Annotated in this window: 25 protein-coding genes, 1 tRNA gene and 2 pseudogenes; 21 read left to right on the top strand and 7 right to left on the bottom strand. The window is 68.8% G+C overall.

Features of this window, described 5'->3' with window-relative positions; all coding sequences use genetic code 11:
- The first annotated feature begins 323 nt into the window (after positions 1-323).
- Both OHB56_RS25145 and OHB56_RS25140 read left to right on the top strand, forming a co-directional pair.
- Positions 324-785 (top strand): GntR family transcriptional regulator, encoded by a 462-nt coding sequence (locus tag OHB56_RS25145; RefSeq protein WP_406355770.1) that lies wholly within the window; start codon positions 324-326, stop codon positions 783-785.
- Between the two features lies 1 nt (position 786).
- Positions 787-1,353, top strand: coding sequence for an HD domain-containing protein (locus tag OHB56_RS25140; protein WP_406355768.1), 567 nt, complete (start codon positions 787-789; stop codon positions 1,351-1,353).
- Here the strand turns inward: OHB56_RS25140 and OHB56_RS25135 are convergent.
- Together OHB56_RS25135 and OHB56_RS25130 are read right to left on the bottom strand one after the other, a co-directional pair.
- Complete coding sequence (locus OHB56_RS25135) at positions 1,341-1,814, bottom strand: NUDIX domain-containing protein (protein ID WP_406355766.1); 474 nt, start codon at positions 1,812-1,814, stop codon at positions 1,341-1,343. The two genes, OHB56_RS25140 and OHB56_RS25135, sit on opposite strands and share 13 nt — an antisense overlap.
- 2 nt (positions 1,815-1,816) lie before the next feature.
- On the bottom strand, positions 1,817-2,584 hold the full coding sequence (locus OHB56_RS25130; RefSeq protein ID WP_406355764.1) for a helix-turn-helix domain-containing protein: 768 nt from the start codon (positions 2,582-2,584) through the stop codon (positions 1,817-1,819).
- Between the two features lie 500 nt (positions 2,585-3,084).
- On the opposite strand from OHB56_RS25130, the gene OHB56_RS25125 reads away from it, so the two are divergent.
- The 6 genes and pseudogenes from OHB56_RS25125 to OHB56_RS25100 all read left to right on the top strand — a co-directional run bounded on the left by OHB56_RS25125 (position 3,085) and on the right by OHB56_RS25100 (position 8,843).
- A complete protein-coding gene (locus OHB56_RS25125; protein ID WP_406355762.1) occupies positions 3,085-3,354 on the top strand; it encodes a DUF6284 family protein in 270 nt (89 codons plus the stop codon).
- Complete coding sequence (locus OHB56_RS25120) at positions 3,351-3,797, top strand: Pycsar system effector family protein (protein WP_406355760.1); 447 nt, start codon at positions 3,351-3,353, stop codon at positions 3,795-3,797. Before OHB56_RS25125 ends, OHB56_RS25120 begins: the two co-directional genes overlap by 4 nt.
- A complete protein-coding gene (locus OHB56_RS25115) occupies positions 3,794-4,690 on the top strand; it encodes a DUF2637 domain-containing protein (RefSeq protein WP_406355758.1) in 897 nt (298 codons plus the stop codon). Before OHB56_RS25120 ends, OHB56_RS25115 begins: the two co-directional genes overlap by 4 nt.
- Before the next feature lie 11 nt (positions 4,691-4,701).
- Positions 4,702-5,010 (top strand): annotated as a pseudogene (locus OHB56_RS25110) (GGDEF domain-containing protein); the annotation flags it as partial.
- A gap of 63 nt (positions 5,011-5,073) precedes the next feature.
- Entirely contained in the window at positions 5,074-6,354 is a 1,281-nt protein-coding gene (locus OHB56_RS25105) for a tyrosine-type recombinase/integrase (protein WP_406355756.1), read from the top strand.
- Between the two features lie 527 nt (positions 6,355-6,881).
- On the top strand, positions 6,882-8,843 hold the full coding sequence (locus OHB56_RS25100; protein WP_406355755.1) for a tyrosine-type recombinase/integrase: 1,962 nt from the start codon (positions 6,882-6,884) through the stop codon (positions 8,841-8,843).
- Between the two features lie 51 nt (positions 8,844-8,894).
- Here the strand turns inward: OHB56_RS25100 and OHB56_RS25095 are convergent, their stop codons facing one another.
- The gene (locus tag OHB56_RS25095; RefSeq protein WP_406355753.1) at positions 8,895-9,524 is read right to left on the bottom strand and encodes a class I SAM-dependent methyltransferase; all 630 of its coding nucleotides are present in this window, start codon (positions 9,522-9,524) and stop codon (positions 8,895-8,897) included.
- Between the two features lie 104 nt (positions 9,525-9,628).
- On the opposite strand from OHB56_RS25095, the pseudogene OHB56_RS25090 reads away from it, so the two are divergent.
- From OHB56_RS25090 to OHB56_RS25040, 11 genes and pseudogenes are all read left to right on the top strand, one after another.
- Positions 9,629-9,925 (top strand): annotated as a pseudogene (locus tag OHB56_RS25090) (diguanylate cyclase domain-containing protein); the annotation flags it as partial.
- On the top strand, positions 9,922-10,269 hold the full coding sequence (locus OHB56_RS25085) for an RRQRL motif-containing zinc-binding protein (RefSeq protein WP_406355751.1): 348 nt from the start codon (positions 9,922-9,924) through the stop codon (positions 10,267-10,269). The pseudogene OHB56_RS25090 and the gene OHB56_RS25085, both read left to right, overlap by 4 nt.
- A 1-nt stretch (position 10,270) precedes the next feature.
- Positions 10,271-10,588, top strand: coding sequence for a hypothetical protein (locus OHB56_RS25080; RefSeq protein WP_406355749.1), 318 nt, complete (start codon positions 10,271-10,273; stop codon positions 10,586-10,588).
- On the top strand, positions 10,579-10,899 hold the full coding sequence (locus OHB56_RS25075) for a hypothetical protein (RefSeq protein WP_406355748.1): 321 nt from the start codon (positions 10,579-10,581) through the stop codon (positions 10,897-10,899). The genes OHB56_RS25080 and OHB56_RS25075 overlap by 10 nt, the downstream gene beginning before the upstream one ends.
- Positions 10,900-10,991: 92 nt before the next feature.
- Complete coding sequence (locus OHB56_RS25070) at positions 10,992-13,109, top strand: ATP-binding protein (RefSeq protein WP_406355746.1); 2,118 nt, start codon at positions 10,992-10,994, stop codon at positions 13,107-13,109.
- Between the two features lie 204 nt (positions 13,110-13,313).
- Entirely contained in the window at positions 13,314-13,781 is a 468-nt protein-coding gene (locus OHB56_RS25065) for a hypothetical protein (RefSeq protein WP_406355744.1), read from the top strand.
- 85 nt (positions 13,782-13,866) lie between these two features.
- On the top strand, positions 13,867-14,769 hold the full coding sequence (locus OHB56_RS25060; RefSeq protein ID WP_406355742.1) for a bifunctional DNA primase/polymerase: 903 nt from the start codon (positions 13,867-13,869) through the stop codon (positions 14,767-14,769).
- Positions 14,766-15,122 carry a hypothetical protein gene (locus OHB56_RS25055; protein WP_406355740.1) on the top strand — a complete coding sequence of 119 codons (357 nt, stop codon included), beginning with the start codon at positions 14,766-14,768 and terminating at the stop codon, positions 15,120-15,122. Before OHB56_RS25060 ends, OHB56_RS25055 begins: the two co-directional genes overlap by 4 nt.
- A complete protein-coding gene (locus tag OHB56_RS25050; RefSeq protein WP_406355738.1) occupies positions 15,119-16,261 on the top strand; it encodes a DUF3631 domain-containing protein in 1,143 nt (380 codons plus the stop codon). The genes OHB56_RS25055 and OHB56_RS25050 overlap by 4 nt, the downstream gene beginning before the upstream one ends.
- Positions 16,262-16,434: 173 nt before the next feature.
- Positions 16,435-16,620 (top strand): helix-turn-helix transcriptional regulator, encoded by a 186-nt coding sequence (locus OHB56_RS25045; RefSeq protein ID WP_406355736.1) that lies wholly within the window; start codon positions 16,435-16,437, stop codon positions 16,618-16,620.
- A gap of 59 nt (positions 16,621-16,679) precedes the next feature.
- The gene (locus OHB56_RS25040) at positions 16,680-18,059 is read left to right on the top strand and encodes a tyrosine-type recombinase/integrase (protein WP_406355734.1); all 1,380 of its coding nucleotides are present in this window, start codon (positions 16,680-16,682) and stop codon (positions 18,057-18,059) included.
- A 174-nt stretch (positions 18,060-18,233) separates the two neighbouring features.
- Here the strand turns inward: OHB56_RS25040 and OHB56_RS25035 are convergent.
- Positions 18,234-18,315 (bottom strand) — tRNA-Tyr (locus OHB56_RS25035).
- Between the two features lie 243 nt (positions 18,316-18,558).
- On the opposite strand from OHB56_RS25035, the gene OHB56_RS25030 reads away from it, so the two are divergent.
- Positions 18,559-19,047 (top strand): YajQ family cyclic di-GMP-binding protein, encoded by a 489-nt coding sequence (locus tag OHB56_RS25030; protein WP_055570592.1) that lies wholly within the window; start codon positions 18,559-18,561, stop codon positions 19,045-19,047.
- Between the two features lie 135 nt (positions 19,048-19,182).
- On the opposite strand, the gene OHB56_RS25025 is transcribed toward OHB56_RS25030, so the two are convergent.
- Positions 19,183-19,449 carry a GlsB/YeaQ/YmgE family stress response membrane protein gene (locus OHB56_RS25025; RefSeq protein WP_406355732.1) on the bottom strand — a complete coding sequence of 89 codons (267 nt, stop codon included), beginning with the start codon at positions 19,447-19,449 and terminating at the stop codon, positions 19,183-19,185.
- Positions 19,450-19,592: 143 nt separating this feature from the next.
- On the opposite strand from OHB56_RS25025, the gene OHB56_RS25020 reads away from it, so the two are divergent.
- A complete protein-coding gene (locus OHB56_RS25020; RefSeq protein ID WP_406355730.1) occupies positions 19,593-20,843 on the top strand; it encodes an APC family permease in 1,251 nt (416 codons plus the stop codon).
- Positions 20,844-21,131: 288 nt separating this feature from the next.
- On the opposite strand, the gene OHB56_RS25015 is transcribed toward OHB56_RS25020, so the two are convergent.
- Both OHB56_RS25015 and htpX read right to left on the bottom strand, forming a co-directional pair.
- The gene (locus OHB56_RS25015; protein WP_055595890.1) at positions 21,132-21,524 is read right to left on the bottom strand and encodes a YccF domain-containing protein; all 393 of its coding nucleotides are present in this window, start codon (positions 21,522-21,524) and stop codon (positions 21,132-21,134) included.
- On the bottom strand, positions 21,521-22,384 hold the full coding sequence (htpX, locus tag OHB56_RS25010; RefSeq protein WP_406355728.1) for a zinc metalloprotease HtpX: 864 nt from the start codon (positions 22,382-22,384) through the stop codon (positions 21,521-21,523). Before htpX ends, OHB56_RS25015 begins: the two co-directional genes overlap by 4 nt.
- Positions 22,385-22,505 lie beyond the last annotated feature (121 nt).

The raw sequence follows: 22,505 nt of genomic DNA, 5'->3' as shown, positions 1-22,505 counted from the left end.
GTCATTCCCGCAGCTCAGAGGCGTGGAGCTGTCGCCAGCGTCCCAAAACTGTCCGAATCCGCGCGCTCGCGGGACGGGCGCCGCCCGTGGAGTAGAGCAGGCTCGGAGGTCACCGCCCATCCACCTCGCAGACGGTTGGATGCACACGCAGCACGCCTATGTAAGTAGCCGCGCCATCGACGGTTCCGGGACCTCAGAGAGCGAGTCGAGACCACGCCTGGACGGGCTCCGCGCCGTCGTTCCTTGCCGTCGCGACGTCTCCGCGACGGTGGCGAGTCATGGGAGTCTTGGAGTGACGATGGGCGAACGGAGAGGGAGAGCGAGTGTCACAACAGGCCAACCCTCGGGGGACCTTCCTGAAGATTGCCGACTCCATGAAGAGGCAGATCGAGGACGACCCGGACATGACGGAGCTTCCGTCTCTGGCTGATGTCATGCGCGACCACAAGGTCTCGCGGGGGGTCGCCCTCCGTGCGTTCGGCGTGCTGCGTCAGGAGGGCGTGGCCGAGCCGGTACCGGGCGAGCGGTGGCGCGTCGTACGCGTGGGGGCGCAAATCGACCGGCGCCCGCTCGATCAGCGGATTGCGGAGATCATCGCGACTGAGGGGCTCAAAGTAGGGGAAGCGTTCCCGAGCGCTTCCGCGCTGGCCGAACGGTTCAGGGTGTCACGTCCGACCGTGACCAAGGCCCTGGAGAAGTTGGAGGCCGCCGGCGTGCTGGCGGGTGGAGGACAGGGCAAGGTGCGGACGGTCCGCGCCGTGCCGGCGCGAGAGGGGCGTTCGTAGCTTGTTGACGTTGACGGAGTGGGCCTATCCCCTGGCTGAGTCGTTGCTCGCTGAGCCGCTGCCGCGACGCTGGAAACACTGCCTCGGGGTCGCCGAGAGGGCGCGCACCATCGCGCTCATCCTCGATCAGGATGCGGACCTGTTGGAGGCTGCGGCGGTTCTGCATGACATCGGCTATGCGCCGGATCTCGCCAAGACGGGATTTCATCCCTTGGACGGCGCGCGGTATCTCCGGGACGTGGCCGACGCTGACGAGCGGGTTGTCAACCTGGTCGCTCATCACTCGTGCTCATGGCTTGAGGCTGACGCGCGCGGCTTGCGTGCTGAGCTGGACGGCGAGTTTCCCCGTGAGAGCGAGCACCTGAACGATGCGCTCTGCTACTGCGACATGAACACCACCCCGGACGGCACGCCGACCAACCCCGTGGATCGGATCAACGAAATTACCGGACGCTACGGGCCGGACAGCCTGATCGGCCGGTTCATCCGGCGTGCCGAACCCGAGATCCTCGCGTGCACATGCCGCGTCCTCGAACGGGTCGCCGCCGCCAAGCGTCAACCGATGTAAGGCGCCGTGCGCGTCCGGTCCATAGCGTGCTCAATCCGGAGCCGCATCGTGGGGTGTACGTCCAGCGTCACCAGGTCCGCCGGGTCAACCCAGCGGACCTGAGTCGTCTCGTTGCTCGTACGAAGGTCACCGCCGACCGGCCGGGCCCGGAAGCAGATGCTGAACTGCTGACGGACTTCACCATCGTCGTACTGCATGACGTGCCCGGGGTCTGTGTAGAGGCCGGACACGTCGACCACTTCCGCCCTGATGCCGGTCTCTTCCCAAACCTCACGCACCACCGTGTGACTAATGGACTCCCCCACGTCGTGACCACCGCCGGGCAGTGCCCACCTGCCATTGTCGGAGCGCTGGATCATCAACACCTGCCCCGCGTCGTTCTGTACGAAAGCGACGACGGACGGCACTACCGAGTTCGCCGGCGGGGCGTCCGGGTCGTGCAGGTAGTCGATACGTCCCATGGTCAGGCTCCCGTGATGCTCGTGACGTCCTGGTCAGTGATCTGGCGTGCGTTCTCCCAGGTGTGATCGATGCTATTCGCGTACGTGTCAAAGAGGCTTCCGCCGGGGAGTCGTCGCAGGTGCAGGACGGGCGCCATGTAGGCGCCGATGCCGTAGACGTGAGGGTTGACGAGCATTTCGTCATCGGCCCGATAAATCGAGTTGTACAGCGTCGATTCGTGCAGCCGGAAGCCGATGTCCGGGTGACTCCGCATGAGGGGCCGATACAGCACGAGCGCGTTGCGAATCTTGCCGTCCATGATGTGGTGCCCCTCGTCAATGCCGCGCTGCCGGACAGCCGCACATCCCGGGTCCCCGAGCAGGATGCGCACCCGCGCCCCGGCTTCCACCTTCGCCCTCACGAGGTCGTGAAAAAGGGGGTCTTCGGACAAGAAAAGCCCGGAGTACACGAGGACGTCTAAGTTGCGCTCAGCACGTCCGTACAGCTCTCGCCAGAGCCCAGAAGGCACCGTGTGGCGATGCGGGTAGACCGTCGCGATCTCGGCTTTGGTCAGGTCGGCCGCACTGTGGACGGTCCGACCGTCCTCCCACAGTGTGGTCACGTCGACCTTGAGGGCCGCCGCCGTCGCGTACTGGTGACGCAGGTACGGCACCTTGCCCTGAGTGATCCAGCGTTCGACCGTCTTAGGGCTCACCTCGATCGTCTCAGCGAGGCTCTGCACGGTCATGCCCCGGGCGAGGAGGGCGGTTCGTAAGCGCTCGTTCGACATCTGCACCCCCGGTGGGACGTCTAGGGACTTCTTGACCGTAGCCAGAAGTCCCAGAGCTGTCCATGAGCGGGGTAACCAACTCCCCTGACCTGCGGGGATTCTGAGAGTACGCCAAGACGTCCCGGCGCGAGACCAAGAGATTGCGCCGCCGTACTTGACGAACCCCTATGCAGTATCTGTAAAACAGGTACTGCAACGCCCGGAGGAAAGCCCGCAGGGGTGAGTACGAAGGAAGCGTCAGTGCCTTGACAACTCCACACAGGGAACTGCCGGTAACCCGTGGTCCGCCTGCCCGAAGGGGTCGGAAACAAGGCGGAGAAGACCGGCGTGCCTCGTACGGCAGTCTGGCCGGTTCAAGTCCGGTCCGGGGCACTTCGGCCGCTGCTCAGCGGCCATGCCTCGCCTGATGCGCGGCTTCACCAACAACGGCGCGCGGTCCCGGGTGGCTAGACCCGGGACCGCTGTTCGGGCCGTTTCACCTGCTAGGGAGACCACGACCCATGAACCACATCGTCACTGTTCAGGAAGCTGTTACCGCGTTCGCCGACTTCATCGAGCCGACGAACGCGGAGCTGGACGCGATCGAGCTGGAGATGCCCGTGATCCTCGCGGACGTCGACCTGTTGGACGCGCACATCATTACCCTCGACCGCACGCCGACCGAGCTGGACGCGCGCCGCATCCGCCGGGCCCGCCGCCGGGCGCTGGCCGCGCGGGTCGCGCTGCTCAACCGCACGGCCGACGCGACCCTGCCCGGGGGTGCCGCGTGAGCGCCACCGACCGGAACCTGAGTGCCGCACACGCCGAGGTGAAGGCGGAGATTACGCGGACGGACACGAAGACGGCACTGTTGCTGGCGTTCGTCGGCGCGGTCCTCGCCGGTACCTGGACGGTCGCCCGTGACCTGCCGCTGAACGTGCCCGCCATCGTGGCGGGCGGTGTCGGTCTGGCGCTGCTGGTCGGCGCGGCGGGGCTGCTGCTGTGGTCGGTGCGTCCGAACCTGCATGGTCGGCACGGCTTCCCGCTGTGGGCCACGCTCACCGCCGAGGAGATCAACACAGCCATCGGCGGGGGCCTGGCCGCCGACATCGCCGGCCTGTCCCGGCTCGCGGTCGCCAAGTTCACCTGCCTGCGCCGCGCGGTCGACCTCACCCTGACCGGCGGCGCCCTGCTCGTCCTCGCGACCGTGCTCGCCCTCGGGGGTGCGGCATGAACCTTCACCGCAAGGGACGCGCCGCCCTGGTGCTGGCCCTGGTCGCCGTGGTCGCCATGGCGTTCCGCGTCTCGTGGAACGCGCTGCGGGACATCGCCGGCGCCGTCGGAGCCGACGACACGGCCGCCATGCTGTACCCGTTCGTGGTCGACGGCCTGATGGCGCTCGCCCTGGTCGCCACCCTCGTACTCGCCGACCGCGACCGGACGTTCGCGCTGCGGGTGCTGGGCGCCTACACCGTCGCTTCCCTGGTCCTCAACTACGTGCACGGACTCGTTCCGGAGCTGCACGGCGGCACGGTCGACTTCGGTCGGCTGGCCGACTGGGACCCGGCGAACTGGGCGCTCGTGCTGCTCGCCACGTCGCTGCCAGTCGGGTCGATCTACTTCGGTTCCGATCTGGTCGCCAAGGTGCTCCACCACCGCCCCGGCCCGATTCCGACCGTGAGCGCGAATGCGGAGGAATCGACCGAGACCGATGCGAAACGGTCTACGGCTGACCTCGCGGTATCGACCCCGGCGCCGATCACGTCGAACGCGGCGGTGCTGCCCCGACCGGTGGCCGTCGGCTTCCTGAAGTCGAGTCTCCCGGCCAAGCCGCTGCCCTCGATCGCACCGGCCCCCGTCACGCCGATCGAGCGGCGCCCGGTGGCGGCAGAGTCGACCCGATCGCGCCGCGCCACCGGGCGTGTCCCGGCGGTGGCGAAGTCGAGTCGACCCAGGCGCACGCCGGCCGAACTGCTCGCCGAAGCACGGTCGGTGACGGCCGGTTGGCCGGACGCGAAGGTGACCGCCGAGGGCATCCGCCGCGCGGTGCGCACGTCGCCGGTGAACGCGCGGACGCTGCGGGACACGATCCTTACCGAACGCGCCGGGGCGGGGGCGACCTCGTGAACACACCGACGCTGGTTCTGATCGCGGCCGGTGTGGCGCTGGTGTGGGGTGTCCACGGATGGTGGATGTCCCGCCGTCTGCGGACCGCCCGCCGGGACCCGCTCACGGGGTTATGGACCCGGGACGCCTTCACCCGGCGGGCCCGCCGCCTGCTCCGCAACCCGCACGCGGTGGTGGTCCTGGCGGACGTCGACCGCTTCAAGCAGGTCAACGACACCCACGGCCACGCCGCCGGTGACGCCCTGCTCGCCGCAACGGCCGGCCGGCTCGCCCACGCCGTGGGCCGTGCCGGGGTGGCCGGCAGGCTCGGGGGCGACGATCCGTTGACTGAACTAGATCCAGTATTTTCGCAGGTCAGATAGCCTTTCTGCTAGCTTCCGTGGATGCTTGGACGTGATCCCGAGAGGGAGTTAGCAAGCTTCGTGGTGCCCGAGGCCGGACAACTGGCGGAGACGGGAGATCGATGGAGGCCGTTTGTCCTGCTGGACGCGGACGGGGTCGAGATCGAACCCGTGGCCGCCTTTTTCGCGGAGCTGCTGGCTTGTGACAAGTCAGCAGCCACGATCCGGTCGTACGGAATGGATCTGCTGCGTTGGTGGCGCTTCCTGTGGGGCTGGGGAATCGCCTGGGATCGTGCAGTCCGGTCGGACGCTCGGGACTTCTCACGCTGGATGCAGATCGCGAACAAGCCCGCACCGCTGCACTGGCGCCACCGACGAGACATCCAGACTGAGACAGCACCAAAGCCAGTACCAGAGAAGCTGCCGCCCGGAGCCCCAAATCCGATCACGGGAAAGACGTCACCAGGGGCGAGATACGCGCCGACAACGCGAGCGCACTGCGAGACCGTCCTGCGGGTCTTCTACGACTTCCACCTCTCCGAGGGAACCGGCCCGATCCTGAACCCGTTTCCACTGGATCGCTCCCGGCGCCATGGCAGGGCACACGCTCACCACAACCCTGACGAGCGGTTTCGCCACGAACGGCAGGGCCGCTACCGGCCGGCCATCCCCAAGCGAGCGCCTCGGCGAATCCCCGACGCGATGTTCAACGCGCTCTTCGCCGCGCTGAAGCACGATCGTGATCGAGCCCTGCTGGCCTTCTGGGTTTCCAACGGGGCTCGCGCCGAGGAACTGCTCACCAGTCGGCAACGCGACGCGCTGCCCGGCCAACAGGTCCTGGGGGTTGTCCGCAAGGGGAGCCGGGCCTATCAACAACTCCCCTGCTCAGCGGACGCTTTCGTCTGGCTACGGCTCTATCAGGAGAGCGCCTGGCGGGCTGGGGTCCCCCGCGGGGGGAACGAGGGGCTGTGGTGGACGTTACGCCGCCCGTGGCGTCCTCTGAACTATCCGGCGGCCCGTGCGATGTTCAACCGGGCCAACAGCTTGCTCGGTACGAACTGGACTCTCCACGATCTTCGACACACCGCCGCCTATCGGCTGGCGAGGGATCCGAAGATGCCCCTGACCGACGTGCAGTGGGTGCTCGGTCATGCACACCTGTCGACGACACAGCTCTATCTTCCGGCTGACCGGGACGAGGTGATCGAACACGTTCGGGCACATCATGCCCGACGGGCGAAGTCCGCCGAGCGGACTCCCGCGCCTCCGGCAGCCGGCTACAACCCTGAATCCCTCAACAACCTTTTCGGGACTGCCTGGTGACACCTACGGAGACCCTGTCCGTCGCGACGCATGTCGCGCCTCCCGCGTCCCTGCGCCTGGCCGGGGAGGCGTTGAAAGCTGTCGCTTTGCGCTTCCCGCCCAGACCTGCTGAGGATCACTGGGCGGCCACGGCAAGCACGCAGGCCGACATCCTTGCTCGTCTGGAGCAACCTCCTCTGCGACCGGCGGACGTGAGGCAGCACCGAGCCAGGATCCGAGGAGCTCGCCAGACGTTGCAGTGGCTGGAGACCTTCCCGGGGGCCACCTGGCAGCAGCGCTGGAATACCAGTCCCGCGAGCACGCGTCCTGGCAACGACTGGGCCCGATTGGCACCCGGTTGGATCGGAACGGCTGCTGGTCCCTCGCAACGGCAGGCATTGTCGGGAGGGCTGCTGAGTCTGATCTGCGCAGACGTTGTCAGGCCCGCCCTCCCGTGGCTGCTGTCACGGACCTCAGCCAACATGACGAGCCTACGTATCGGGCTGATCCCCGCCCGTGACCCGGGAGGATTCGCTCAGCTTGAAGCGATGATCGACTCTGCCACGTGGTCCTCCAAAGTCGGGCGTCACGCCCTGCACTCCCTGGTCAAGATCGTGGCCGCCAAGGGCGGCACCTTGGCGGACGTCACCGTCGGCGACGCCGTGGAGTATCTCGCCGCACTCAAAGCAGCGAACAAAGCCGCGAACGTCAAAGCCCGCGGCAACACCCTTTTCTACGCCTGGCTGCGAGAGTTGGGCACCCTGCCTGCAGAAGCACCCACTTCCTTGCGCTACCTGGCCAACACCAGTGGCCAGGTGTCGATGGAGCAGCTCGTCGACCGGTTCGGCGTCCGCTGCCGCCCTGTCCGAGATCTCTTGGTGGACTATCTCAAAGAGCGGCAGCCGGGTCTCGACTACACGTCCCTGAATAACTTGTCCCGGCACCTGGCCAGCAACTTCTGGGGTGAGCTGGAACAGCATCATCCAGGGATCGACTCTCTCCACCTTGCGCCCGAGGTGAGCGCGGCTTGGAAACAGAGATGCCGGACCCGCATCGAACGGCGCCGCCAACCAGACGGCAAAGTGCGTGAAGTAGTGACCGAACGCGCCAACGTCGCCAGCATCATGCTCTCCGTCCGGGCGTTCTATCTCGACATCGCCCAGTGGGCCATCGACGAGCCGGCACGCTGGGGGCCTTGGGCGGTGCCGAGCCCCATCAAGGACGCGGATGTCGCTGTTGTGAAAGACAACAAGCGGCGCAAAGCTCGGATGGACCACCGGACGAGGGAACGCCTTCCGGCTCTGCCTGCTGTCGCCCGAGCAGCTTCATCATGCCTCCACGCAGCCAAAGCCCGACTACAGGCACTGATGGACACCCGGCCAGGCGGTCGGTTCGCTTTCGCGGGCGACACCTTCATGCGGGCAGCGAAGGACGGAACGACCTGGGCGGTGAACGTTGCCACCGGCCGGCGCGTCGACCTGGCCCTCGCGGAGAGCCGAGCGTTCTGGGCCTGGGCGATGGTCGAGTTCCTTCAGCACACTGGTGTCCGCATCGAGGAGATGCTGGAGGCCAGCCATCACAGCCTGATCCAGTACAGACTGCCCACGACCGGCGAGATTGTTCCCCTCCTGCAGATCGCGCCCTCCAAAACCGATGAGGAACGAGTCATCCTGGTCAGCCCGGAGCTCGCCGATGTGCTCAGCGCGATCATCGCCCGCATCCGCGACCCTCGCACCGGTGCCGTCCCCTATGTCTCCAGCTATGACATGGCAGAGAAGACCTGGAATCCGCAGATGCCACTGCTTTTCCAGTGGTGCCGCAGCGGCGAGAGCTCCCGCCTCTCCCCGAAGCTCCTGCGCGAAGCACTCCAGGAAGTGCTGGCCTCCACGAATCTGACCGATTCAGCCGGACAGCCTTTGGACTTCTCGCCCCATGACTTTCGGCGAATCTTCATCACCGACGCCATCCGCAGCGGCCTTCCCCCGCACATCGCGCAGGTCATCGCCGGGCACACCAGCATCAACACGACCATGGGATACAACGCCATCTACCCCGGCGAGGCCATCGAAGCCCATCGCGCATTCATCGCCCGGCGCCGAACACTCCGGCCCAGCGAGGAGTACCGAACCCCCACCAACGAAGAATGGGATGCCTTCCTCGGGCACTTCGAGCGACGCAAACTGTCCATCGGAATCTGCGCTCGCGCATTCGGAACGCCCTGCATCCACGAACACGCGTGTATTCGATGCTCCATGCTCCGACCGGACCCGGATCAGAGACACCGCCTCGTCGAGATCCGCGACAACCTGATCGCCCGAATCACCGAAGCAGAACAGGAGGGATGGCTGGGTGAGATCGAAGGACTCCAAGTCAGCCTCGCCAGCGCAGAGGAGAAGCTCATCCAGCTCGATACAGAGCAAGTCCGTCAACGCCAAGTGATCAATCTCGGCATGCCCAGCTTCAGCCAGATCGCGACACGAATCAGTACGGCAAGAGGACCTTCAAGTTAGACGAGCTTCATCCACGCGGATGATCTACACCACCCTGACCCAGGCCACGCTCTACGGGCGGCGGGCCAGCAAGTGAGTGTCGAGGAAACCACGCTCGGACGCTGGGTCATGGAGCAACCGAGCAACTGTGACGAGTCCGGCCCCGGTTAGCATCGCGGCAAACTGCTCCGCCGGCCAGCTATAGGCGGGCGCCACCTTGTGGTCGAAGCGGACCGGCTTCGGCCCCTCGGTCCCGAAGAAGGACACCAGGAGCAGGCCCCCTGGTGCCAGGACACGCACCTGCTCGGCGAGCAGCACGGGCAATTCCTCAGGTGGGGTATGGATCATCGAGTAGTGGGCCAGCACTCCGCCGAGCGCGCCGTCCTCGACCGGCAGGGCCTCCATTCGCGCTTCGTCGAACCGCAGCGCCGGATGGGCCCGCCGAGCGTGGTCGACCATCCCCGGGGAGAGGTCGAGCCCGAAGGCGTCCAGCCCCAAGTCGTGCAGCATGGCCGTCAGATGACCGGGCCCGCACCCGACGTCGGCCGCCCGCAGGTTCCCCGTGGCACGCACGAGCTCGGCGAAGGTACCGATCATGTTCCGCGCGAACGGCTGCGTCTCCAGCCGATTAGCGAACATCGACGCGTACAGGTCGACGACCCCGTCATAGGCCGCCCTAGTCTCGTCCTGGTGGCTTAACACGGGAAGGAAACTAACACCTTCGCCGGTCGCAGCCGTTCTCCGGCCCTTCCCCTCAGGACTGATCGTCCCCTCACCTGATCACGGGACACCCTCGGTAGTTCAGAGAAGAGTTCGCCGCCGTGCTCATCGACCACGAGGGCACGGCCGCCGACCGGTTCGCCGTCCTCTCCCGCATCCTGGCCCGCCCCGTCGATACCGCACCCGAGGTCCACACCACGGTGTCGCTGGGCTGGGTCCGGCGGAGTGACCACCCCGACGAGGACCTGTCGGGGCTGCTGCGGCGGGCGGATGAGGCCATGTACGCGGCCAAGCGCGGCCCCGCCCGCGTCCACCGCGCCGGTCTGGGGCGCCTGCTCGCCAGCGTCACCGGACGGCGCCCCGGCCGCCGGGGCGCGGCATGAGCACCCTGCCCGTCTACCCGTGGCGGCTCGCCCCGGACGGCTACGCCACCCGCCGACAACTCCGCGCCCACGGTTTGCGGCCCGGCGGTCAGGACGTGGCCGCACAGCTCGAGCGACCGCGCCGCCGCCGGGGCCCGCTGATCGCCTACCTCTACCGCATCGAGTTGGCCAAGCCCGTCCGGCCGATGACGCCGGCCCGGTGGGCGGCTCTGGCCAAGGCCAACGCCGCCCGCCGCGTCTGCCCCGCCTGCCGGCGCGACGCCGGCTACGTCATCCCCGCCGCACTCGGCACCTGCGTGCCCTGCGCCTACCCCGACCCGCACGGGTCCGAAGGGAACGTCTGACATGGGTAACTCCGACCTGCGCCGCCTGGACCGCGAGATCAAGGTGACCGCGAAGAAGCTGGAAGCGGTCCGCCGGGGCGAGTGGTGGCCGCTGAACGGCAGCGAGCGCCGGGCCATGGCCCGCGCCCTGGCCGGCGGCTCCTACCGCGTCATGAAGGGCCGCAGCACCGGCCGTGCCGAGTCGCAGATGGACTCCACCGGCAGCGCGGCCGAAATGCGGCTGAATGCGGAACTGACCGCCCTGCACAGCGAGCGGCAGCGGCTCATCACCGAGGCCGCCCGCGACAAGGCCGCCAAGAAGTCCTCGGGGTGGTGGTGAGCGTGCGGCACCCCGCCCGGCGCTGCCCTGCCGCGCACCCCGAGGACCCGACGCCGTGCACCGGTCCGCTCGCGGTGACCGTACTGGACGCCACGGGCGCGGGGGCGGACGGCTGCGAGCACCACGGCGCCCGCCTGCTCGCCTCCCTCGATCGGGGCCGCGTCTACCCGCTGCCCAACGCCCCGGCGGGCGCCGCGATCCGCACCTTCAAGGCCGCCGACGGCATCCGCCCGTTCTGCTGGATCAACGCCCCGCGCACCGACCCGACGCAGCTCAGCCACGCGGAGAACCGCGCCCGCAACAACCGCTAACCCGCCCGCCCCCGCCCGCGCTGCTGCCGGTCGGGGGCGGTGTCTCTCCCCGCTTCCGGCCCCCTTCTGGGGCAGTCAGGAGAACTTCCCGCATGTCCGAGAACGTCGTTCACCTGCACAAGCCCACCGACCCCCCGACCTCCGACACCGCCCCCACCCTCCTCACCGTCGTGCCCGACCCGGCCCCGGCCGCCCCCGTGCCGCTGTGGGTGCGCTCCGGCCGCGCGGTGAAGACCGCCGCCACGCACGAGACGACCCGGGCCACGGTCCGCGCGGCGGCCCGGCACACCCTCTACACCCTCAACGGCGGGCGGATCGTGGCCCGCCGCACCTGGGACGGCCGCACCGGCGCCCGCTACGAACGCATGATCCGCGCAGCGGAAGCCGCGGGGAACCTGGAAGCGGCCGAGGAGTGGGAAGAGCGGCTGCAGCGCTTCCGCGCCGCCCGCCACCACCGCCGCATGGACCTCCTTCACTCCCCGGTCGACGCCGCCAAGGGTGTGGCCGTCGGCGCCGGCATGAGCGTCGGCGTGCTGGTCGCCCTCGGAGTCGTGATGGCCCTCAACACCGGGCGCGTCGGTGACGTCATCACCCCGCTGACTGCGACCGTCGACTTCATCGCCCTGCTCATCCGGATCGTGACCGTGGTGTGGGGTCCGGCGCTCTCGATCGGCCCGTTCCTGGCTCTGCTCGCCCTGTGGTCGGTCGGCCGCAAGCAGCACGCCGCCCCCGCGTGGGCACTGCCCGCCAACGTGCGATCGGGCGAGGGCGAGCCGATCACGCCGTCCATCGTGGTCAAGGCCCTGCGCGACCTCGGAGTACCCGCCCTGGCGCGAGCCATCAAGGAGATGGGCGACGCCGGCGCGTCCATGCTCGGACCGATCACCATCGCCGGATGCGGTGTGGAGGTCGACGTGACTCTCCCGTCCGGGGTGTCGACGATCGAGGTGCAGAACCGGCGTCGCAAGCTTGCCGAGAACCTGACCCGGCACGAGCACGAGGTGTTCATCACCATCCCGACCGCCGCGCGCACGGTGCGGCTGTGGGTGGCCGACTCCGGTGCGCTGGACGAGCCGATCGGTCCGTCCCCGCTGGTCACCGACGACACGCTGACCGCCGACTACACCAAGGGCAAGGCCCCGTGGGGTCAGGACCTGCGCGGGGACGCTGCCGCGCTGTCCCTGTATCAGCGCCACCTGCTCATCACCGGGTTGTCGAACCAGGGCAAGACCGTGGCCCTGCGCTCCCTGGCCCTGTGGCTGTCGCTGGACAAGTCGGTGCAGTTCCTCATGGGCGACCTCAAGGGCGTGGGCGACTGGGCCATGTTCGGCGGGCTCGCCACCACCCTCATCCAGGGGCCGACGGATGAGCACGTGATCCAGGTGACCGAGATGGTCGAGGGCGCCGTCGACGAGATGAACCGCCGCATCCAGGCGCCGCCCGGCACGACGTTTCCGCCGCTGATCGTGCTGGTCGACGAAGCGCAGGTGGCGTTCATGTGCCCGGCCAAGGACGAGGACAGGCGCCCCTATGGCGGGTCGAAGGCCAACTCCCGGTACTTCATGGCCGTCCGTAAGATCCACAACCAGGGGCGGGCGGTGAACGTGCTGATGTGGCAGGGCACCCAGGACCCGACCAACGAGAACCTGCCCAAGCTCGTGCGCGAGGGCGCCCACACCCGCGCCTCCCTCGCCCTCGGCACCGAGTCACAGGCCCGCATGGCGCTGGGAGACAAGGCCGTCGACGGCGGGGCCGCGCCGAACCTGCTGCGGCCCGGTCTGGACCGGGGAACCCTGGTCGTCGCCTCCGACGGGATCACCATCCCGGCCGGACAGTCCTCCCTCACGGTGCGCACGCACTACATCGACGACGACGCCGCCGAGGCCATCACCGACCGGGCCAAAGCCCTCCGCGACGGCGTCACCACCCTGCACACCATCGACCGAAGCCAGGAACACGACCCGCTCGCCGACATCGCCGCCGTCATCGGCGACGCGCCCCGGGTGCGCACCAAGGACGTGCTGGCGCGTCTCGCCACCCGGAACCCGGACGCGTACGGCGGCTGGTCGTTCATCGACCTCAAGCGCGTCCTGGACGACGCCGGCGCCGAACCCTACAAGTCCGACGGCGTGATGGTCGTCGCCCGCGACCGCGTCGCCCGCGCACTCGCCCACCGCGACACCGAGGGTTCCGCTTCCACCGGCCGGTGACAGGGAGCGCACCGCCGACGGGTCAGGGAGACAGGGAGAACTCCCTGAACACCTCCCTGACCCGCCTCCCTCGCCCTGACCTGCACAAATGATCGTTCAGGGAGTCAGGGAGGCCCGCAGGTCAGATCCCCCGAACACCCCTCCACACGGCACCCCGAAGGGGGTGTCTCCGCCTCCCTGGCCATGTGCCGGAAGGGATTCCGCATGTACCCCGACCACACCCACCACGTGCCCACACAGCGGGCCGTGGAAGTCCACCAGCCCACCCCCATCGCCCCCGCCGTCGTGACGCCGGCGCCGGTCGTTCCCGTCCAGTCGGGCACGGTCCCGGCGGTGGCGAGCATCGTCCTGCCCGACGGCCGGATCGTCACCGGCTACGCCATCGACCACACCCAGCACACCCCCGCCGCGACCCCGCCGGCCGTCTCCCGCACCGCAGTGAACGTCGCCCTCGGGGGCATCGGCTTCCTCGCGGTCTGCGGCGGACTGCTGCTACTCACCTCGTTCATCGCCGCCCTGACCGCGTTCATCACCCAGCTCATCACCCTCGCCGCCGTCATCTTCGGCGGATGGATCGCCGTCCAGGTCCTCAGCACGAGTGGCCACAAGGGCGACGGGACCACGGTGAACATCCGCAAGGCCACGTTCAAGCGCAACCACTTCCACGGCTAGCGACGCCAAAGGCGGCCCCCTCTCGCCAAAGAACCGGGGCCGCCCTTGTCTCCCAGCGCCTTCAACAGAACTGGAGACACCCAGCATGACCCAAGACCCCCGTTCCGCGCTGCTGCGCGCAGCACTGGACGCCGCCGAACGCGGCTGGCACGTCTTCCCGCTCCGGCCCGGCACCAAGCGGCCCGCCCTGCACGGCGAGAAGGCGTGCACCGGCAGCGGGCCGTGCGCCGGTGGCCATCGCAAGTGGGAGCAGCGCGCCACCACTAACCCGGACCGCATCCGCGCTGCCTGGTCGCGGGCGCCGTTCAATGTTGGTATCGCGACCGGTCCGTCCGGGCTGGTCGTCGTCGACCTGGACACGCCAGAGCACAAGGGCAGTTCGGACGCGCCTGACGGCACGGCAACCTTCGCAGCGCTCTGCGAGCGCGCCGGCCACCCCGTCCCCACCACCTACCGCACCCGGACCGCGAGCGGCGGAACGCACCTGTACTTCACCGCCCCGGACGGCGTCCGGCTGCCCAACACCGCGGGCACCGTGGCCGCTTCGGTCGACACCCGCGCGTGGGGCGGCTACGTCGTCGCCGCCGGCAGCACCCTGCCCACCGGACCGTACGGAGCGCTGTGCGGCTCTGTGGCCGTCACTCTGCCCCGGTGGCTGCACACCATCCTGCAACCGGCCCCCGTGCGGCCTGCGGGTCCGCTCAGGCTCCCGGCGGTCGACGGGAGCCGCGCGGCGCTGGCCGCGCTGGAAGCCGAATGCGCCGTCGTCGCCGCGGCGCCGGACGGGTTGCGCAACAGCACGTTGAACCGGTGCGCCTTCAAGGTGGGGCGGTTCGTCGCATGGGGCGACCTCCCCCGGCACATGGCCGAAGAGGCCTTCCAAGCGGCAGGAGAAGCGGTCGGGCTCACCGCTGCCGAGTGCACCACCACCATCCGCAGCGCCCTGAACAGCTCCCAGCGCACCGCCCGCCCCCGGGAGGCGGCATGACCACCCCGAACCGCCCCCGCTTGGAAGGCCAACCGCCGGCACCCACCGGCCCGCACGCCGCCCGACCGGCCACACCACGGCCGGCCGGGGGCGAGCCGAAAGGCGCCGCCCGTCAGGGCGTCGTCGCTGCCCTTCGCCCTGACCCGCGCAAGGGCGACGGCCGGTACCCCATGGCGTGGCTGCACATCGTGGCACCGCGCGGCGCCGTTCCAACGGCCACCTCACGGTGCGAGTGCGGCCGTGACCGCAGCGCCGTCGGTCACGGCCGCGTGCTCGCCCTGATCGACGACCACGCCGCCCACCGCAACGCCTGCCCGCTCCGCACCCCCCTGGAAGGGAGGGCCGCCGCATGACCGCCATCGACGGCGCCGCACTGCTCAACGAAGTGGAAGCCTTCCACCGCCGCTTCAACGTCTTCCCCACCGAGGCCGCCTACGTCGCCGTGACGCTGTGGGACGCACACGCCCATCTGCTCGACTGCTTCGACTCCACCCCCCGGCTCGCCTTCCTGTCCCCGGAGCCGGGGTCGGGCAAGTCGCGGGCGCTGGAGGTCGTGGAAACCCTCGTGCCGCAGCCCATGACGGCCGTCAACGCGTCCGCCGCCGCCCTGTTCCGGTCCGTGTCCAACCCCAACGGACGGCCCACGATCCTGTTCGACGAAATCGATACGATCTTTGGCCCGAAGGCGGGGGACAACGAGGAACTGCGCGGGTTCCTCAACGCCGGCCACCGCCGCACCGGGGTCACCTACCGGTGCATCGGCGACGGCGGCAACCAGACCGTGCAAGCCTTCCCGTCGTACTGCGCGGTCGCGGTCGCCGGCCTCGGAGCACTCCCGGACACGATCATGACCCGCTCGGTCGTGATCCGGATGCGGCGCCGGGCCCGCAACGAACGCGTGGAAGCCTTCCGGGCCCGCCTCCACGAAGCCGAGGGCCACAAGCTCCGTGACCGCCTCGCGCAGTGGACGGAGCAGGCACGCGACTCGGTCATGGGGGCGTGGCCGGAGATGCCCGACGGCGTCACCGACCGGCCGGCCGACGTGTGGGAACCCCTGCTCGCCATCGCTGACGCGGCCGGTGGCGACTGGCCCACCCGGGCACGAGAGGCATGCGTGACGCTGGTGACCGCGTCCAAGGCCAACGACAAAGGCAGTCTGGGTGTCCGGCTGCTGACCGACCTGCGCGATCACGTCATGGTCGGCATCGACCGCCTGCCCACCGTCGCCATCCTGGACCGGCTCAACGCCCTGGACGATGCCCCGTGGGCCGACCTTCACGGCAAGCCGCTCGACAACCGGCGCCTGTCCAAGATGCTCGCCGAGTACATGACGGCGGACAACGAGCCGATCGCCTCCCGCAACATCAAGACCGCCGGGAGCGTCCTCAAGGGCTACCACAGCGCCGACCTGTGGGACGCGTGGGCCCGCTACTGCCCCCCACCCCCGGAAAGTCCGCTACCTCCGCTACCCGGTACCGAAAACGCGGCCTGACCAGCACTAACGAGGTAGCGGCAAGCGGCCCCGCTTGCCGCTACCCCGCCGCTACCGCTACCCCTTCCCGCTACCTCCAACAGGCCCCTGACCTGCACGGTAGCGGCGGTAGCGGAAGTAGCGCCCCTCAGAGGTACCCCCCTCCCGCTGAACTCTGAGAAGGAGTCTTTGCCTTGGCTGGCACCAGGATGCTCAAGCTCCCCGAAGTCCTCGAAGAGATCGAGATGAGCCGCGCCGCGTTCTACCGCATGCGCGCCCGGGGTAAGGCCCCGAAGCTCATCAAGCTCCCGAACGGTCAGCTTCGCTGCCGCCGCACTGACTTGGACGCGTGGTGGTCGTCCATGGAAGACGTTGCCTGATCACCTTCCGCACACGAGACACGAGGGGCCCGCTTCCGGCGGACCCCTCTGGAGTTTGCATGTCACTGACATACGACGTCCGCCTCTACTCCATCGAAGTCCGCAGAGACCGCCCCAAGCCCTACCGCCTCCGTTGGCTGGTCGGGGAGCGGAAGCACTCCAAGAGCTACACGCTCAAGGTGCAGGCTGAGGGGCGCCGCTCGGAACTCATGTCGGCCGTGCGACGCGGTGACCAGTTCGACGAGGAGACCGGTCTGCCCGTCTCGGAGCTGCGCGCCAAGCAGGGCTCCATCACCTGGTACGAGCACAGCCGCACCTACGTCGACCGCAAATGGGCGCCGGCCCCTGCGAAGTCGCGGAAGAACTACGCTGACGCGCTGGCCACGATCACGCCCGCGCTTGTGAAGACGAAGGCGGGCATGCCCGATGCCGCCCTCATGCGGCGGGCGCTCTACGGGTGGGCGTACAACCGAAACCGTTGGGACGAGACTCCACCGGACGATGTTGTCCGCGCCCTCACCTGGATCGCCAAGCACTCCATGCCGGTGTCCGCGTTGGAAGACCCCGCGAACGTGCGCCTAGCCCTGGACGCTCTGTCGCTGCGGCTGGACGGGAAGACAGCTTCACCGCGCACCGCGAAGAGAAAGCGCGCGTGCCTGAGCGACGTGCTGGGGCTCGCCGTGGAGGAGAAGTATTTCGCCCTGCCGGTCAATCCGCTCGCGGCCGTGAAGTGGACCGCCCCGAAGTCGGTGGAGGAGGTGGACCCCGAGAGCGTCGCCAACCCCCGCCAGGTGCGTGCGCTCCTGGCAGGGGTTCGAGAGCAAGGGCCCCGCGGGCGGCATCTGGAGGCGTTCTTCGGCTGCCTCTACTACGCGGCTATGCGGCCGGCCGAAGCCGCTGGGCTGCGTGCGAGCCAATGCCTCCTTCCGGAATCGGGGTGGGGCATGCTCACCCTGCGACAGGGCATCGTCCGGGCCGGACGGAGCTGGACGGATGACGGGACGGCGCACGAGGTGCGCCACCTCAAGGCTCGCGCCGCGAAGGATTCCCGGCCGGTACCCATCCCGCCGCACTTCGTCCGCATGCTGCGGCAGCACACCGCCGCGCACGGCACGGCGCCGGACGGCCGGCTGTTCCGGACCAACCGCAACGGCCTGCTACAGGAGACCGGCTACGGGGAGGTGTGGGCGAGGGCCCGCCGGGACGTGCTGAGCGAGGCAGAGACGGTCTCGCTGTTGGCTCGCCGCCCTTACGACCTGCGGCACGCTGGAGTGTCGTTCTGGCTCAGTTCTGGCGTGGACGCGATGGAGTGCGCCCGCCGCGCCGGCCACAGCATCGCGGTGCTGCACAAGGTGTACGCCAAGGTGCTTGACCAGACCCGGGAGCGCGCGAACAGCCGGATCGATGCGGCCCTTCGGGAGTGGAACGAACCGGAGTGATCACGCTCTCCCCCGGGGGACACCTGGGGGACACGCACTGATCGAAGGTGGGATACGGGCGGTATGAGGTGAGACACGTCCACGCCCCGTCCACAGTGGTTCGACCGGAGACCGCAAACGAAAAACCCCCTCCGACCTGTTGTGATAGCTGGTCGGAGGGGGTCTCCCTCAATGTGGCGGCGCCAGGATTCGAACCTGGGAAGGCTGAGCCGGCAGATTTACAGTCTGCTCCCTTTGGCCGCTCGGGCACACCGCCAAGGTCGCTGCCCGCGAACCGCCTTGCGGCGGTGCTCCGTGGCAACGACGTAAACGATACCTGATGGGGAGGGGTGGTTCGCCACCCGATTGATCGCCACCCCGGGGACCCCGAGGTGGCTAGGCTTGTGCGGATGCGGCCCGGGACCGATGCCGGGCTCGACGGCCGCCCACATACGCCGGTAGCCGGTACGCATCCGGCTCTCAGCCCCATACGCAACCCCGATGCAAGGAGCCACAGGACATGGCCGACTCCAGTTTCGACATCGTCTCGAAGGTCGAGCGGCAGGAGGTCGACAACGCCCTCAACCAGACCGCCAAGGAGATCTCGCAGCGCTACGACTTCAAGGGCGTGGGCGCCTCGATCTCGTGGTCCGGGGAGAAGATTCTTCTGGAGGCGAACTCCGAGGACCGGGTGAAGGCTGTCCTCGACGTCTTCCAGTCCAAGCTGATCAAGCGGGGCATCTCACTGAAGTCCCTGGATGCCGGTGAGCCGCAGCTCTCCGGCAAGGAGTACAAGCTCTTCGCGTCGATCCAGGAGGGCATCTCCCAGGAGAACGCGAAGAAGGTGGCGAAGCTCATCCGGGACGAGGGTCCCAAGGGTGTGAAGGCTCAGGTGCAGGGCGAGGAACTCCGGGTCTCCTCCAAGAGCCGTGACGACCTTCAGGCCGTCATCTCCCTGCTCAAGGGCCAGGACTTCGACTTCGACCTGCAGTTCGTGAACTACCGCTAGCAGGTCCCGGCGGAGAACGAAGCCGCGTGCGCCCTGGGCGTCGCGTGGATACGGCAGGGCGGGTGTCTCCGGGCACCCGCCCCGCCCTGCTCTGCTCTGCTCTGCTGTCGACTGTTTCCCGAGAAGCCGGTGGCGTCAGTCGCGCGAGTGGCCGAAGAGGAGCCGGTAGGCGATCAGGAGGACCAGGGAGCCGCCTATCGCGGCGGCCCAGGTGGTGCCGTCGTAGAAGTCCTTGGTGATCGGGTGGTCCAGCCAACGGGATGAAATCCAGCCGCCGATGAACGCTCCGGCGACGCCGATGAAGGTCGTCCCGATGAAGCCGCCCGGGTCGCGGCCCGGCAGCAGGAACTTCGCGATCGCTCCGGCCAGCAGCCCCAGAATGATCCAGCTGATGATCGTCATGCCCTGCCCGTTCCCTTCTCGTACCGCGCTCTCACCTGGCACGGTCTGTGAAACCCGCGCCCGGTGTTCCGTTCATGTCGTGTTGGGACGGAGGACGGCGTGGGCATGTGTGGCGGTTCCCACGATCAGTAGGGTGCGGCCTCATGACAACCCGCTCCGGTTCCGGACTGCGCCGCACGCTCGGCGTGGGGGACGCCGTCGTCATCGGTCTCGGTGCCATGGTGGGGGCCGGGATTTTCGCCGCTCTGGCGCCCGCGGCACAGGCGGCCGGTCCCGGCCTGCTCCTCGGGCTCGCGGTCGCCGCCGTGATCGCCTACTGCAACGCCACGTCGTCGGCACGCCTGGCCGCGTTGTATCCCGAATCGGGCGGCACCTACGTCTACGGGCGGGAGCGGCTCGGGGAGTTCTGGGGGTACCTCGCGGGCTGGGCGTTCGTGGTCGGGAAGACGGCCTCCTGTGCGGCGATGGCGCTCACCGTCGGCGCGTACCTCTGGCCGGGGCAGGCCCACGCGGTGGCGGTCGCAGTTGTCGTGGCGCTGACCGCGGTGAACTACGGCGGGGTGCGGAAGTCCGCATGGCTGACGCGGGTGATCGTGGCTGTGGTCCTTGCTGTCCTCGCTTCCGTGGTGGTCGCGTGCCTGACCTCGGGACAGGCCGATGCCGGACGCCTCTCCTTCGCGGCACCGGGCGGCGCGGGCGGCGTGCTTCAGGCCGCCGGTCTGCTGTTCTTCGCCTTCGCCGGGTATGCGCGGATCGCGACCCTCGGCGAGGAGGTACGGGATCCGGCGCGCACCGTCCGGCGCGCGATCCCGCTGGCGCTGGGCATCGCACTGGTCGTGTACGTGACTGTCGCGGTCGCGGTCCTTTCGGTGCTGGGGGCCCGGGGGCTGGGCGATTCGGGCGCGCCACTGGCCGACGCGGTGCGGGCGGCCGGGGTTCCGGAACTGACGCCGGCGGTACGGGTGGGGGCGGCCGCGGCCGCGCTGGGTTCGTTGCTCGCCCTGATCCTGGGTGTCTCGCGGACGGTGCTGGCCATGGCCCGGGACCGGCATCTTCCGGGCTTTCTGTCCGCCGTCCACCCTCGTTTCCAGGTGCCGCACCGGGCGGAGGCGGCCGTGGGAGCGGTGGTCGCCGTCCTGGCTGCCACGGTGGATGTACGGGGTGCGATCGGGTTCTCCTCCTTCGGAGTGCTGGTGTACTACGCGGTGGCCAACGCGTCGGCCTGGACGCTTCGGCCGGGGCCGGTGGCGCGGGTGCTGCCGGCGGTCGGGCTCGCCGGGTGTCTGGTCCTGGCGTTCTCGCTGCCGGGGATGTCCGTAGCCCTCGGCGCGGGGGTACTGGCGGTGGGCACGGCCGCATACGGGGTACGGCGGTGGAGGGTCGCCGGGCGGTAGACCGCCCCGGTCCGGGCGGGGTCCGGCAGAGCCATGGCGGGGCGACCCCATGGCGGGGCGGGAACGGGTGGCGTTCCGGGTGGGGCCCGGCCTTCCGGACCACCTGGAATTCGGGCACCACCTGTTGTCAGCGAATACTCACGCTCGGTCATGAATCCATGATGCACGCCGCCACTGACAGTCACGGCGCCCTGTGGACAACCCTCTTCGGCGCGCTCGCGGGCTGTGGAAAACCCAGTCGATCCAGCGGGACTGACGGGACTAGCGGAACTAGCGGAACTAGCGGAACTAGCGGGACACGAACGGCTGGTCGGTGCGTACGATCTCGCGGCCCATCGGGAGCAACGAAACAGGGATCAGCTTGAAGTTGGCGATGCCGAGCGGGATGCCGATGATCGTCACGCACAGGGCGAGACCGGTGACGATGTGGCCGATGGCCAGCCACCAGCCCGCGAGGACCAGCCACAGCACGTTGCCGACGAAGGAGGCGGCCCCCGCGTCCCTGCGCTCGACCGCCGTATACCCGAACGGCCACAGGGCGTAGACACCGATCCGGAAGGCGGCGATGCCGAAAGGAATACCGATGATCGTGATGCACAACAGGACGCCCGCGAGCAGGTAGCCGAGGAACAGCCAGAAGCCGCTCAGAACGAGCCATATGACGTTCAGGATGGTCTTCACTGCGTTCGACCTGCCATCTTCTCGAGTCGGGCGATGCGTTCCGCCATGGGCGGGTGGGTCGAGAACATCTTCGCGAACCCCTGGCCCGGGCGAAACGGGTTCGCGATCATCATGTGGCTGGCGGTCTCGATACGGGGTTCGGGGGGCAGGGGAAGCTGTTTGGTGCCCGTTTCCAGCTTGCGCAGAGCGCTTGCCAGGGCGAGGGGGTCGCCGGTCAGCTGAGCGCCGGAGGCATCGGCCTCGTACTCGCGGGAACGGCTGATGGCCAGCTTGATGAGGGAGGCGGCGAGGGGCCCCAGAATCATGATCAGGAGCATGCCGAGGATGCCGGGGCCGTCGTCGTCGCTGGAACGGCCGACCGGGATCAGCCAGGCGAAGTTGACCAGGAACATGATCACGGAGGCGAGGGCGCCGGCGACCGAGGAGATCAGGATGTCCCGGTTGTAGACGTGGCTGAGTTCATGGCCGATGACACCGCGCAGTTCGCGCTCGTCGAGCAGGCGCAGGATGCCTTCGGTGCAGCACACGGCGGCGTTGCGCGGGTTGCGGCCGGTGGCGAAGGCGTTGGGCGCCTCGGTCGGGGAGATGTACAGGCGGGGCATGGGCTGGCGGGCCTGCGTGGAGAGCTCGCGCACCATGCGGTACAGGCCGGGGGCCTCGAACTCGCTCACGGGGCGGGCCCGCATCGCGCGCAGGGCGAGCTTGTCGCTGTTCCAGTACGCGTACGCGTTGGTGCCCAGCGCGATCACGACAGCGACAACGAGGCCCGTACGGCCGAAGAAGCTGCCGATGACGATGATGAGTGCGGACAGTCCCCCGAGGAGGAGCGCGGTTCTGAGCCCGTTGTGCCGGCGGTGCACGGTACGTCCTCCAAATCGTGCGGCGGGGGACCCTCGTCTGCCGATCTTCCTTCTGACCTGCGGTGGCCCCGGGTGGTGTGGCCTCACGTCCAGTGGACCCTCCCGCATTCGTCAACGCCAG

The sequence above is a fragment of the Streptomyces sp. NBC_01635 genome (assembly GCF_045209715.1).
Lineage (GTDB): Bacteria > Actinomycetota > Actinomycetes > Streptomycetales > Streptomycetaceae > Streptomyces > Streptomyces hirsutus.
Note: the sequence above shows the minus strand (reverse complement) of the source record. Positions and strands in the feature narration are given on the sequence as shown.

Coding starts and splice junctions, on each gene's coding strand:
- OHB56_RS25135 (WP_406355766.1), bottom strand. CDS start 1,814: ATGGGACGTATCGACTACCTGCACGACCCGGACGCCCCGCCGGCGAAC.
- OHB56_RS25130 (WP_406355764.1), bottom strand. CDS start 2,584: ATGTCGAACGAGCGCTTACGAACCGCCCTCCTCGCCCGGGGCATGACC.
- OHB56_RS25125 (WP_406355762.1), top strand. CDS start 3,085: ATGAACCACATCGTCACTGTTCAGGAAGCTGTTACCGCGTTCGCCGAC.
- OHB56_RS25115 (WP_406355758.1), top strand. CDS start 3,794: ATGAACCTTCACCGCAAGGGACGCGCCGCCCTGGTGCTGGCCCTGGTC.
- OHB56_RS25105 (WP_406355756.1), top strand. CDS start 5,074: ATGCTTGGACGTGATCCCGAGAGGGAGTTAGCAAGCTTCGTGGTGCCC.
- OHB56_RS25100 (WP_406355755.1), top strand. CDS start 6,882: ATGATCGACTCTGCCACGTGGTCCTCCAAAGTCGGGCGTCACGCCCTG.
- OHB56_RS25085 (WP_406355751.1), top strand. CDS start 9,922: ATGAGCACCCTGCCCGTCTACCCGTGGCGGCTCGCCCCGGACGGCTAC.
- OHB56_RS25080 (WP_406355749.1), top strand. CDS start 10,271: ATGGGTAACTCCGACCTGCGCCGCCTGGACCGCGAGATCAAGGTGACC.
- OHB56_RS25070 (WP_406355746.1), top strand. CDS start 10,992: ATGTCCGAGAACGTCGTTCACCTGCACAAGCCCACCGACCCCCCGACC.
- OHB56_RS25065 (WP_406355744.1), top strand. CDS start 13,314: ATGTACCCCGACCACACCCACCACGTGCCCACACAGCGGGCCGTGGAA.
- OHB56_RS25060 (WP_406355742.1), top strand. CDS start 13,867: ATGACCCAAGACCCCCGTTCCGCGCTGCTGCGCGCAGCACTGGACGCC.
- OHB56_RS25055 (WP_406355740.1), top strand. CDS start 14,766: ATGACCACCCCGAACCGCCCCCGCTTGGAAGGCCAACCGCCGGCACCC.
- OHB56_RS25050 (WP_406355738.1), top strand. CDS start 15,119: ATGACCGCCATCGACGGCGCCGCACTGCTCAACGAAGTGGAAGCCTTC.
- OHB56_RS25040 (WP_406355734.1), top strand. CDS start 16,680: ATGTCACTGACATACGACGTCCGCCTCTACTCCATCGAAGTCCGCAGA.
- OHB56_RS25030 (WP_055570592.1), top strand. CDS start 18,559: ATGGCCGACTCCAGTTTCGACATCGTCTCGAAGGTCGAGCGGCAGGAG.
- OHB56_RS25025 (WP_406355732.1), bottom strand. CDS start 19,449: ATGACGATCATCAGCTGGATCATTCTGGGGCTGCTGGCCGGAGCGATC.
- OHB56_RS25020 (WP_406355730.1), top strand. CDS start 19,593: ATGACAACCCGCTCCGGTTCCGGACTGCGCCGCACGCTCGGCGTGGGG.